Here is a 12,627-nt window from a genome sequence, read left to right on the forward strand (position 1 = left end):
TTCGCGAAATGATCGCCGTTGCGTTGGAAATGGCCGGCTATGACTGCCTCGAGGCAGAGAACTCGCAGCAGGCACACGCCATCATCGTCGACCGCAAACCGGACCTGATCCTGCTCGACTGGATGCTGCCCGGCACCTCGGGCATCGAACTGGCCCGCCGCCTCAAGCGCGATGAGCTGACCGGGGACATCCCGATCATCATGCTTACCGCCAAGGGCGAAGAGGACAACAAGATCCAGGGCCTGGAAGTCGGCGCCGACGATTACATCACCAAACCGTTTTCCCCCCGCGAACTGGTCGCACGCCTCAAAGCCGTGCTGCGCCGCGCCGGCCCGACCGATGGCGAAGCGCCAATCGAAGTGGGCGGCCTGCTGCTCGACCCGATCAGTCACCGCGTGACCATCGACGGCAAACCTGCCGAGATGGGCCCGACCGAATACCGTCTGCTGCAATTCTTCATGACTCACCAGGAACGTGCCTACACCCGGGGTCAATTGCTGGACCAGGTCTGGGGCGGCAACGTCTACGTTGAAGAACGCACCGTCGACGTGCACATCCGGCGTCTGCGCAAGGCGCTCGGCGACGCCTACGAAAATCTGGTACAAACCGTGCGCGGCACTGGCTACCGGTTTTCCACCAAGGCCTGAACCGACCGCCAGACTAGCTGACAAGGACCGTATTTCCCGTGAATCAAAACTGGCATGGCACCCTGATTCGCCACATGCTGTTGCTGGTCACCGGTTGCCTGGTGATCGGCCTGATCAGCGGCTACTACGGCTGGAGCCTCGCGGCGGGGCTGGGTATTTACCTGGCCTGGACGCTCAAGCAATTACTGCGTCTGCACGAATGGCTGCGCCTGCATCAACCCGATGAAGCACCGCCCGACGGCTATGGCCTGTGGGGCGAAGTGTTCGACAGCATCTATCACCTGCAACGCCGCGACCAACGCGTGCGCGGGCGCCTGCAAGCGGTGATCGACCGGGTGCAGGAATCCACCGCCGCGCTGAAAGACGCGGTGATCATGCTCGACAGCGACGGCAACCTGGAATGGTGGAACCGCGCCGCCGAGACCCTGCTCGGCCTCAAGACGCCACAAGACAGCGGCCAACCGGTGACCAACCTGGTGCGGCATCCGCGCTTCAAGGAATACTTCGAGCAGGAAAGCTACGCCGAACCGCTGGAAATCCCCTCGCCGACCAATGATCGCGTGCGCATTCAGCTGTACCTGACCCGTTACGGCAACAACGAACACTTGATGCTGGTGCGCGACGTCACGCGCATTCATCAGCTGGAGCAGATGCGCAAAGACTTCATTGCCAACGTTTCCCACGAACTGCGCACACCGCTGACGGTGATCTGCGGTTATCTGGAAACCTTGCTCGACAACGTCGAAGAAGTGAACCCGCGCTGGAGCCGCGCCCTGCAACAGATGCAACAACAGGGTGGGCGCATGCAGACGCTGCTCAACGATTTGCTGTTGCTGGCGAAACTGGAAGCCACCGATTACCCATCGGACAACCAGCCGGTGCAGGTCGATACGCTGCTGCAATCGATCAAGAGCGATGCGCAGCAATTGTCCGGATCGAAAAACCAGCGCATCACGCTGGAAGCCGACGCCAGCCTGATGCTCAAAGGCAGCGAGGCGGAGTTGCGCAGTGCGTTTTCCAATCTGGTGTTCAACGCGGTGAAGTACACCCCGGCCGAGGGCAATATCCGCATTCGCTGGTGGGGCGACGATCAGGGCGCGCACCTGAGCGTGCAGGATTCCGGGATCGGCATCGACAGCAAACACCTGCCGCGCCTGACCGAACGTTTCTACCGCGTCGACTCCAGCCGCAACTCCAACACCGGCGGCACCGGCCTTGGCCTGGCCATCGTCAAACACGTGCTGCTGCGCCACCGTGCACGCATGGAGATCAGCAGCGTGCCCGGTCATGGCAGCACGTTCACCTGTCATTTCGCCCCGGCTCAAGTGGCTCAAGTGCGGGCGATCAGCGCCGCCGAGTAAGACCGACCGGCACTCACCACTAGGCAATCGCCATGTCAGCCGCTACATTGGCTGACTTGTGCCTGCCTTTCAGGCGCGGCTTTTACCTCTCTTGAATCAAACGGAACCCGCAAAACTCCATCATGGACCCTTCCCCTGGCTTGTCCCTCGCTACCATTTTTGCCGACTTCGGCATGATCCTTTTTGCTCTGATCCTGGTTTTGCTCAACGGCTTCTTCGTTGCGGCAGAGTTCGCCATGGTCAAACTGCGCTCGACCCGGGTCGAGGCCATCGCCGATCAGAACGGCTGGCGCGGGCACATCCTGCGCACCGTACACAGTCAGCTCGATGCGTACCTCTCGGCGTGCCAGCTCGGTATCACCCTCGCCTCTCTTGGCCTCGGCTGGGTCGGTGAGCCGGCGTTTGCGCACATCCTCGAGCCGCTGCTGAGCGCGGTCGGCGTGCAGTCGCCGGAAATCGTCAAGGGTGTGTCGTTCTTCACTGCGTTCTTCATCATTTCGTACCTGCACATCGTCGTCGGCGAGCTGGCTCCGAAGTCCTGGGCGATCCGCAAACCCGAGCTGCTGTCGCTGTGGACGGCGGTGCCGCTGTACCTGTTCTACTGGGCGATGTACCCGGCGATCTACCTGCTCAACGCCAGCGCCAACGCGATTCTGCGTATCGCCGGGCAAGGCGAACCCGGCCCGCACCACGAACACCATTACAGCCGCGAAGAACTGAAACTGATCCTGCACTCCAGCCGTGGCCAGGATCCGAGCGACCAGGGCATGCGTGTATTGGCGTCTGCGGTGGAAATGGGCGAACTGGAAGTGGTCGACTGGGCCAACTCCCGGGAAGACCTGATCACCCTCGAATTCAACGCACCGCTGAAAGAAATCCTCGCGATGTTCCGTCGCCACAAGTTCAGCCGTTATCCGGTATACGACAGCGAGCGCCAGGAGTTCGTCGGCCTGCTGCACATCAAGGATCTGCTGCTGGAACTGGCCGCACTTGATCACATTCCCGAGTCGTTCAACCTGGCCGAGCTGACCCGTCCGCTGGAGCGCGTGTCGCGGCATATGCCGCTGTCGCAGCTACTGGAGCAGTTCCGCAAGGGCGGCTCGCACTTCGCCGTGGTCGAGGAGGCTGACGGCAACATCATCGGCTACCTGACCATGGAAGACGTGCTGGAAGTGCTGGTCGGCGACATCCAGGACGAACACCGCAAGGCCGAGCGCGGAATCCTTGCTTATCAGCCGGGCAAGCTGCTGGTACGCGGCGATACACCGTTGTTCAAGGTTGAGCGCCTGCTCGGCATCGACCTCGACCACATCGAAGCCGAAACCCTCGCCGGGCTGGTTTACGAAACCCTGAAACGGGTGCCGGAAGAGGAAGAAGTGCTGGAAGTCGAAGGCCTGCGGATCATCATCAAGAAGATGAAAGGGCCGAAGATCGTGCTGGCGAAGGTGTTGATGCTGGATTGATGGGTGTTCTGGGGGAGGCTTCTGTGGTGAGGGGATTTATCCCCGATGGGCTGCGAAGCGGCCCTGAATCTGCATTCGTATAGCATCTGACACAATGCATTCAATGGTTTTGGGACGGCTGCGCCCTCCATCGGGGATAAATCCCCTCGCCACAAAAGCCATCAACATCTGATCCCTCGTGTGTTTATTGTTTGCCCAATGCAAAGTTGGGCAATGCTCCCAGCGGCTGGTTGAACTGATACGGAATCGACACCAGCCCCGCCCCGCTATTGCGCTGTATCACAAAGTGCAGGTGCGGGCCGCTGCTGTTGCCGGTGTTGCCCGACAGCGCCAGCGGGCTACCCACCGTCACCCGCTGCCCTTCGCGTACGCTCACCGAGCCCTGTTTGAGATGCAGGTACACCCCCATCGTGCCGTCGTCGTGCAGTATTCGCACGAAATTGCCGGAGGGGTCAGTGCCGCGACCACTCTGCGAGTTTTCGGTTTTCACCACCACCCCTGCCCGCGCGGCAATGATCGGTGTGCCGACTGGCATGGCGATGTCCATCGCATATTTGTTCTTCGGCCCGAAATGGCTGTACTGACCCTCGGCACCCTGGCTCAGGCGAAACGGTCCGCCGCGCCATGGCAGTGGATAACGATAGCTCTGCGCCGTACCTGCGGGGTCGCCAAGGGAATACTGGAACTGCGGCGTGTACAACAGCGGTTTGCCGCCGGTCACCGCCGTCAACAATGCCAAGCGCGTATTGCTGCGCGCCGGCAGCACCCGGCGGATGGTCTGCGCCGGTGCACCACGCACGTTGCTCATTCCGGTAAATGCCAGAGCAACCTCGACCGGCGCGTACAGATCGTTGCGCACGAACACCACGTCGACGCCCTTCTGCTTCTTGATGTCGAGGTACACCTGCCGCTCGAGGCGTTCGACCATGCGGTCCTGAAACACGAACACCTGGGCGCCTTTGCTCGGACGGTCGCTGTACGAGACCACGCCGTTGGCATCGGTGGATTTGTAAATGGTCATGGCCACAGCCGAGGTGGAGGCCATGAAAAGACCACAGAAAAACAGCAGGCGCGCGAGCATGGGCAAGAGTCTGTCGAAGGAAGGCCTGGAAGAGAGCCTAGCAGCTGAGACCGACCAAGGTAATCGACAGATGTTTCAAATTGGACAACGCGGAAGATTGTTGTTGCTTTTGATGGCCCCATCGCGAGCAGGCTCACTCCTACATTGGAATGCGATCCCTTGTAGGAGTGAGCCTGCTCGCGATGGCGGTGTATCAGGCAACGAAGATCACGCGCCGGGTACGAAGTGCTTCTGCGCCGTGCCGCGGGCGATCAGTCGGGAGATGTAATCGAGTTTCTGCGCGTCCTGATCGACGAAGCGGAACGTCAGTTGCAGCCAGTCGCTGTCGGCTTTCTGCTCATGGGCGACGATGGCGTGCAGGTAGCCATTGAGGCGAGCGATTTCGGCGTTGTCACCCTGCTCCAGATCGAGCACGGCGCTGTCGAGGATCTGCGGCAGGGTATCAGTGCGTTTCACCACCAACAGCGCTTCCTTGATGCTCAGGGCCTTGATCACGCATTGCTGGTTGCCGCTTGGCAGGCGCAACTGACCCTGACCGCGACCACCGACCGGCGCTTTCGACGCGGCGGGTGCCTGCACCGGAGGGCTGTTGAGCAGACCACGGGACGGCGCAGCGGCGGGTGCCGGAGCTGCAGCGGCAGGCTTGGCGAACGGATTGACCGCAGCGGCCGCCGGCGCGCCACCGACGACGGCTGGCTTGCCGCCCGTCAAGGCACTGAGGGAGTCATTGCCGAACGCCGAGTTCATCTTGGTCGGCGCGCTGTTCATCAGGGTGTCGAGTTTGCCGACCTTGTTCAGCGCCTGCTTGACCTTGGTCAGCAGTTGCTCGTTGGTGAACGGCTTGCTGACGTAGCCGGATACACCGGCCTGAATCGCCTGAACGACGTTTTCCTTGTCGCCACGGCTGGTGACCATGACAAACGGCATGGTCTTGAGATTGTCCTGCTCGCGGCACCAGGTCAGCAATTCGAGGCCGGACATTTCCGGCATTTCCCAATCGCACAGGACCAGGTCGAAGGCTTCTCTGGCCAGCATCGCTTGAGCTTTTTTGCCGTTGACGGCGTCCTCGGTGCGGATCCCGGGGAAGTAATTACGCAGGCACTTTTTTACCAGGTCACGAATGAACGAAGCGTCGTCCACGACCAACACACTGATCTTGCTCATCCAACACCCCTATAAAAATCCCGGCAAGCATACCGCTTTTACTGATGGCACATTGCCAACAATCTTCAGTCACGCCGGGACTTTTCGTTCGCGGGTGCTGCTTTTTAATTCGATTCTCTGACTCAAGTGCCATAAACAAAAACGCCCGGCCAAAAGGCCGGGCGCTTTTCTCAGGCAATCTTACTTATCGTCAGCATCGCCCGGAACATTAGCGGTTTCGCCGCTTGTACCTTCAACTTCTTCCTTCATGCGCTTGAGGCCCATGTGGCGCACGTCGGTGCCGCGTACCAGGTAGATGACCAATTCGGAGATGTTCCGCGCGTGGTCGCCGATCCGTTCCAGCGAGCGCAGGACCCAGATGATGCTCAAGACCCGCGAGATAGAGCGCGGGTCTTCCATCATGTAGGTCGCCAGCTCGCGCAGCGCGGTCTTGTATTCGCGGTCGATGATCTTGTCGTACTGCGCCACCGACAGTGCCAGATCGGCGTCGAAGCGGGCAAACGCGTCCAGCGCATCGCGGACCATGTTGCGCACCTGGTCGCCGATGTGGCGAACCTCGACATAACCGCGTGGCGCTTCACCTTCCTCACACAACTGAATCGCGCGGCGAGCGATCTTGGTCGCTTCGTCGCCGATGCGCTCAAGGTCGATCACCGACTTGGAGATGCTGATGATCAGACGCAGGTCGGACGCCGCCGGCTGACGACGGGCGAGAATGCGCAGGCATTCTTCGTCGATGTTGCGTTCCATCTGGTTGATCTGGTCATCGATCTCGCGCACCTGCTGAGCCAGACCGGAGTCGGCCTCGATCAGCGCGGTCACCGCGTCGTTGACCTGCTTCTCGACCAGCCCGCCCATGGCCAGGAGGTGGCTGCGCACTTCCTCAAGCTCGGCGTTGAACTGCGCGGAGATGTGGTGGGTAAGGCCTTCTTTACTAATCATGTTGGCGTCCTTGGAGCGTCCGGTAAGGTGCGGTGGGCCGCAGCATCAAATTCTGTGAATAACCCGCAACTGTCAGCCATAACGACCGGTGATGTAGTCTTCGGTCTGCTTCTTCGCCGGATTGGTGAACAGGGTATCGGTGTCGCCGAATTCCACCAGTTTGCCCATGTACATGAACGCCGTGTAGTCGGACACCCGCGCGGCCTGTTGCATGTTGTGCGTGACGATGACGATGGTGAACTTGGATTTCAGCTCGTAGATCAGCTCTTCGACTTTCAACGTCGAGATCGGGTCGAGGGCCGAGCACGGTTCGTCGAGCAGCAGCACTTCCGGCTCCACGGCGATGGTGCGAGCGATCACCAGACGTTGCTGCTGACCACCGGACAGGCCGAGTGCCGAATCATGCAGACGGTCTTTGACTTCGTCCCACAGCGCCGCGCCTTTCAGTGCCCACTCAACGGCTTCGTCGAGGATGCGCTTCTTGTTGATGCCCTGGATGCGCAAGCCGTAAACCACGTTTTCGTAGATGGTTTTCGGGAACGGGTTGGGCTTCTGAAACACCATGCCGACGCGACGACGCAGCTCGGCAACGTCTTCACCTTTGCGGTAGATGTTATTGCCGTACAGGTTGATCGCGCCTTCAACGCGGCAGCCATCAACCAGATCGTTCATGCGGTTGAACGTGCGTAGCAGCGTGGACTTGCCGCAGCCGGACGGGCCGATGAATGCGGTCACGCGCTGTTTCGGGATGTTCATGCTGACGTCGAACAGCGCTTGTTTCTCGCCGTAGAACAGGCTCAGGCCCGGCACTTCGATGGCCACGGTTTCCTGTTCGAGGTTCAGGCTCTGCTTGTCGCGGCCCAGGGCAGACATGTTGATGCCGTGGGTATGTGTTTCGTGCTGCATGGGAGGCTCCCTGTGCTAACAAATTCGGTTCGTTGAACCACTGGCCTGGCCAATGGGTTACTCAAAATCTGTGGCTTGCGCCAATCCTTGTGGGAGCTGGCTTGCCAGCGATGCAGGCAATTCGATCTGCCAGTTACACCGCGGTGATGCCATCGCTGGCAGGCCAGCTCCCACAGGGTTTGTTTTAACTATCCAAAGCTTTGTATTTTTCGCGCAGGTGGTTACGAATCCACACCGCTGACAGGTTCAACGTGGCGATCACCAGCACCAGCAACAGCGCCGTGGCGTACACCAGCGGACGTGCCGCTTCGACGTTCGGGCTCTGGAAGCCGACGTCATAAATGTGGAAGCCCAAGTGCATGATCTTCTGGTCCAGGTGCAGATACGGGTAGTTGCCATCCACTGGCAGCGACGGCGCCAGTTTCACCACACCCACCAGCATCAACGGTGCCACTTCACCAGCGGCGCGAGCCACCGCGAGGATCATGCCGGTCATCATCGCCGGGCTGGCCATCGGGATCACAATCTTCCACAAGGTTTCAGCCTTGGTCGCACCGAGGGCCAACGAACCTTCACGCACGGTGCGCGGAATACGTGCCAGACCTTCTTCAGTCGCGACGATCACCACCGGCACCGCCAGCAGCGCCAGCGTCAGCGACGCCCAGAGCAGACCCGGGGTACCGAAGGTCGGTGCCGGCAGTGCTTCCGGGAAGAACAAGCGGTCGACCGAACCACCGAGTACGTAAACGAAGAAGCCCAGACCGAACACGCCGTAAACGATCGCCGGAACGCCAGCGAGGTTGTTCACCGCGATACGGATGATCCGCGTCAGAGTGTTCTGTTTGGCGTATTCACGCAGATACACCGCCGCCAGCACGCCGAACGGGGTGACGATCATCGCCATGATCAGGGTCATCATCACGGTGCCGAAGATCGCCGGGAAAATCCCGCCTTCGGTGTTCGCTTCACGCGGATCGTCCGAGAGGAATTCCCAGATTTTGCTGAAGTAGAAACCGACCTTGGTGAAGGTGCTCATGGCGTTCGGCTGATAGGCGTGAACCACTTTGCCCAGACCGATTTCAATCTCTTTGCCGTTGGCATCGCGAGCGGTCAACGCGTCACGATTGAACTGCGCATGCAGATCGGCCAGACGCGCTTCGATGTCCTGATAACGCGCGTTCAGCTCGGCGCGCTCCGACTCCATGTCCGCTTGCGCGGTGGCGTCGAGTTTGCCTTCCAGTTCCAGCTTGCGGCCGTGCAGACGGATACGCTCCAGACCTGCGTTGATCGCGCCGATGTCAGTCTTTTCCAGCGACTTGAGCTGTGCAGCGAGACCGTTCACACGGTTGATCCGCGCTTGCAGCTCAGGCCACGCAGCCTCGCCCTCGGCGATGACTTTGCCGTCCTGTTTGACGTTGACCAGGTAGCCGTAGAAGTTGCCCCACTCACGACGCTCGATCGCCATCAACTCTGGCGGCGTCTTCTGGTTGGTCAGCCACTCGCCGACGATCCAGGTGAAGTCGTTGCCGTTCAGGTCACGGTTGCCGACCTTGATCAGCTCGCGGGTCATGAACTCCGGCCCCTGATCCGGCACTGGCAAACCAGCACTTTTCAGTCGGGCACGGGGGACTTCTTCCTTCTGTACCACTTCACCGACGACCAGGTGATTGGCCTGGCCCGGCACGTCGTAGCTGGCGTGGATCAGGTCCGCCGGCCAGAAGTGACCCAGACCGCGCACGGCAATCACTGCCAGCAGGCCAATGGTCATGATGACCGCGATGGACACCGCGCCACCGCTGATCCAGACGCCCGGGGCGCCGCTCTTGAACCATCCTTTCAGGGAGTTCTGTTTCACAGACTTCTACCTTTGCTTAAAGCGACGAGTATTTCTTGCGCAGACGCTGACGAATCAGTTCCGCGAGGGTGTTCATGACGAAGGTGAACAACAGCAGCACCAGCGCCGAGAGGAACAGCACGCGGTAGTGGCTGCCGCCGACTTCCGACTCGGGCATTTCCACCGCAACGTTGGCGGCCAGGGTGCGCAGACCTTCGAACAGGTTCATTTCCATGACCGGGGTGTTACCGGTGGCCATCAGCACGATCATCGTCTCGCCGACCGCACGGCCCATGCCGATCATCAGCGCCGAGAAGATGCCCGGGCTGGCGGTCAGGATGACCACGCGGGTCATGGTCTGCCACGGCGTGGCGCCGAGGGCCAGCGAACCGAGGGTCAAACCGCGCGGCACACTGAACACGGCGTCTTCAGCGATCGAGTAGATGTTCGGGATCACCGCGAAGCCCATGGCCAGACCGACTACCAGAGCGTTGCGCTGGTCGTAGGTGATGCCCAGATCGTGGGAGATCCACATACGCATGTCGCCGCCGAAGAACCAGTTCTCCATGAACGGACTCATGTACAGCGACAGCCAACCGACGAACAAGATCACCGGAATCAGCAGCGCACTTTCCCAGCCGTCCGGGACTTTCAGGCGGATCGACTCAGGCAGGCGACTGAAGGTGAAACCGGCGACCAGAATGCCGATCGGCAGCAACATCAGCAGGCTGAAAATGCCCGGCAGATGCCCTTCTACGTAAGGCGCGAGGAACAGACCGGCGAAGAAACCGAGGATCACCGTCGGCATCGCTTCCATCAGTTCGATCACCGGTTTGACCTTGCGGCGCATGCCCGGGGCCATGAAGTAAGCGGTGTAAATTGCAGCGGCGACGGCCAGCGGCGCGGCCAGCAGCATCGCGTAGAACGCGGCTTTCAAAGTGCCGAAGGTCAGTGGCGAGAGGCTCAGTTTCGGCTCGAAATCGGTGTTGGCCGCAGTCGATTGCCAGACGTATTTAGGCTCGTCGTAGTTCTCGTACCAGACCTTGCTCCACAGCGCGCTCCACGATACTTCCGGGTGCGGGTTGTCGAGCAGCAGCGGTTGCAGCTTGCCGCCGGCTTCGACGATCACGCGGTTGGCACGCGGCGACAGACCGAACAGGCCCTGGCCTTCGACCACCTGATCAACCAGCAAGGTGCGGTGCGCGGTGCTGTGGAACACGCCGAGCTTGCCGCTGGCATCCAGCGCAAGGAAGCCTTTGCGGCGTTCTTCAGCAGTGATTTCAACGATCGGCGCGGTGCCCATCTGGAAGGTACGGACCTGCTTCAGGCGCAGCTCGCCATCGGTGTCACGGGCCATGAACCATTGGGCCAGACCACCCTTGGAGTCACCGATGATCAGCGAGATGCCGCCGACCAATTGCGTAGACGCGGTGACTTCGGCGTCGGCGTTTTCCAGCAGTTTGTAGCGACCGTTGAGGCTCTTGTCGCGCAGGCTGAACACGTCGGCCTGGGCACGCCCGTTGACCACGTACAGCCACTGCTGGCGCGGGTCGACGAAGATATTTTTCACCGACTCAGTCATCTGCGGCAGATCGATACGTTTCTGCTCGTTGGTGACTTCGCCGGTCATCATGTTTTCTTCGCTGGTCAGCGACAAAACATTGAGCTGCGAACCGGTCGAACCCACCAGCATCAGCGTTGTATCGCTGGCATTGAGGCTGACATGCTCAAGCGCACCGCCGGCTTCGTTGAGCGCGATCGGTGCCTCGCCATATGGATATTCGATGGCCGGGGTGATGGTTTTCTTGCCGTCGGGGTAGCTGACTTTATAGGTGTGACGGAACACCAGCGCCTGACCATTGGACAGGCCCACTGCAACCAGCGGATGACCTGGCTGGTCCTCGCCGATAGAGGTCACGGTGGTGCCAGCCGGCACTGGCAGATCGACGCGCTTCAATTCAGCGCCACTGTCGATGTCGAAGAACAGCGCCTGGCCCTTGTCGGAAACGCGCATTGCCACCTGATTCTGCTCTTCGAGCGAGATCATCAGCGGCTTGCCGGCGTCCTGCATCCACGCGGGGGTAATGGCATCTTTCGCGGTCAGGTCGGCACCTTTGAACAGCGGCGCAACCACGTAGGCGAGGAAGAAGAAGATCAGGGTGATGGCTGCCAGCACCGCCAGACCGCCAACGAGGACGTACCAGCGGGTGAAGCGATCCTTGAGCGCGCGAATGCGGCGCTTGCGTTGCAGCTCAGGCGTATTGAAATCAATGCGCTTGGGAGGATTAGTAGTCATGTGGGAATTGGCCAGATCATTCATGCGCTCACCCTAGCGATCCTGTATGACAGAAAGATGACAGTGCAGTGACGCAGCAAATCCACCGCCAGCAGGACTGGCAGAGGATCGAAAATTTGAGGTGTGGAAAAGGCCGGCCTGCTAGCAGATCCGGCCTTTTTCCTTGAGTCCGGCGGGGTTCACCCCGGACTCAATTTGTTACTTTTTTGCGACTTCAGCGCCGCCTTCTTGCAGACCCAGGTCAGCCAGTGCTTTTGCAGCAACCTTGGCTGGCAGTGGGATATAGCCGTCTTTCACTACAACTTCCTGGCCCTGTTTGGACAGAACCAGTTTCACGAACTCAGCTTCCAGCGGAGCCAGAGGCTTGTTCGGGGCTTTGTTCACGTACACGTAGAGGAAACGCGACAGTGGGTACTTGCCGTTCAGGGCGTTTTCTTCGGTGTCTTCGATGAAGTCAGTGCTGCCTTTCTTCGACAGAGCAACCGTCTTCACGCTGGCGGTCTTGTAGCCGATGCCCGAGTAACCGATGCCGTTCAGCGAGGAGCTGATCGACTGCACGACCGAAGCCGAGCCTGGTTGTTCGTTGACGTTTGGCTTGTAGTCGCCTTTGCACAGGGCTTCTTCTTTGAAGTAGCCGTAAGTGCCGGATACCGAGTTACGGCCGAACAGTTGCACTGGCTTGTTGGCCAGGTCGCCGGTCACACCCAGGTCACCCCAGGTTTTCACGTCGGCTTTGGCGCCGCACAGACGGGTGGACGAGAAGATCGCGTCAACCTGTTCCATGGTCAGGTGCTGGATCGGGTTGTCTTTGTGAACGAACACAGCCAGGGCGTCCACGGCAACCGGGAGAGCGGTTGGCTTGTAGCCGGATTACGGTTCGAAGGCCGCCAGTTCGGTGTCCGTCATCTTGCGGCTCATCGGGCCCCGGTTGGA

The 12,627-nt window shown here is 60.2% G+C and carries 9 protein-coding genes and 1 pseudogene; 3 read left to right on the plus strand and 7 right to left on the minus strand.

Translation table 11 applies throughout. The features are described from left to right. The 3 genes from phoB to ACIOWE_RS27945 all read left to right on the plus strand — a co-directional run. Window positions 1-647: phosphate regulon transcriptional regulator PhoB (phoB, locus tag ACIOWE_RS27935; RefSeq protein ID WP_401398084.1), on the plus strand; the 647-nt coding region annotated here is incomplete at its 5' end. A gap of 74 nt (window positions 648-721) precedes the next feature. After that, window positions 722-2,008, plus strand: coding sequence for a phosphate regulon sensor histidine kinase PhoR (gene phoR, locus ACIOWE_RS27940; RefSeq protein ID WP_401398091.1), 1,287 nt, complete (start codon window positions 722-724; stop codon window positions 2,006-2,008). A gap of 122 nt (window positions 2,009-2,130) precedes the next feature. Next, window positions 2,131-3,471, plus strand: a complete 1,341-nt coding sequence (locus ACIOWE_RS27945) for a hemolysin family protein (RefSeq protein ID WP_007920256.1) — start codon at window positions 2,131-2,133, stop codon at window positions 3,469-3,471. 184 nt (window positions 3,472-3,655) lie between these two features. Here ACIOWE_RS27945 and ACIOWE_RS27950 read toward each other — a convergent pair whose 3' ends face one another. The 7 genes and pseudogenes from ACIOWE_RS27950 to ACIOWE_RS27980 all read right to left on the minus strand — a co-directional run. Then, entirely contained in the window at window positions 3,656-4,552 is an 897-nt protein-coding gene (locus ACIOWE_RS27950) for a peptidoglycan DD-metalloendopeptidase family protein (protein ID WP_401398086.1), read from the minus strand. A gap of 207 nt (window positions 4,553-4,759) precedes the next feature. Then, complete coding sequence (locus tag ACIOWE_RS27955) at window positions 4,760-5,716, minus strand: response regulator (protein WP_201236264.1); 957 nt, start codon at window positions 5,714-5,716, stop codon at window positions 4,760-4,762. A gap of 180 nt (window positions 5,717-5,896) precedes the next feature. Further along, window positions 5,897-6,658, minus strand: a complete 762-nt coding sequence (gene phoU, locus ACIOWE_RS27960; protein WP_007954334.1) for a phosphate signaling complex protein PhoU — start codon at window positions 6,656-6,658, stop codon at window positions 5,897-5,899. A 72-nt stretch (window positions 6,659-6,730) separates the two neighbouring features. Further along, window positions 6,731-7,564, minus strand: a complete 834-nt coding sequence (gene pstB, locus ACIOWE_RS27965) for a phosphate ABC transporter ATP-binding protein PstB (protein ID WP_166221929.1) — start codon at window positions 7,562-7,564, stop codon at window positions 6,731-6,733. Between the two features lie 184 nt (window positions 7,565-7,748). Further along, entirely contained in the window at window positions 7,749-9,419 is a 1,671-nt protein-coding gene (pstA, locus tag ACIOWE_RS27970; protein ID WP_401398089.1) for a phosphate ABC transporter permease PstA, read from the minus strand. Window positions 9,420-9,435: 16 nt separating this feature from the next. Continuing rightward, entirely contained in the window at window positions 9,436-11,469 is a 2,034-nt protein-coding gene (locus ACIOWE_RS27975; RefSeq protein ID WP_401398093.1) for an ABC transporter permease subunit, read from the minus strand. Window positions 11,470-11,892: 423 nt separating this feature from the next. Next, window positions 11,893-12,627 (minus strand): annotated as a pseudogene (locus ACIOWE_RS27980) (phosphate ABC transporter substrate-binding protein PstS family protein); the annotation flags it as partial.

The organism is Pseudomonas sp. NPDC087598, from assembly GCF_044743525.1.
Lineage (GTDB): Bacteria > Pseudomonadota > Gammaproteobacteria > Pseudomonadales > Pseudomonadaceae > Aquipseudomonas.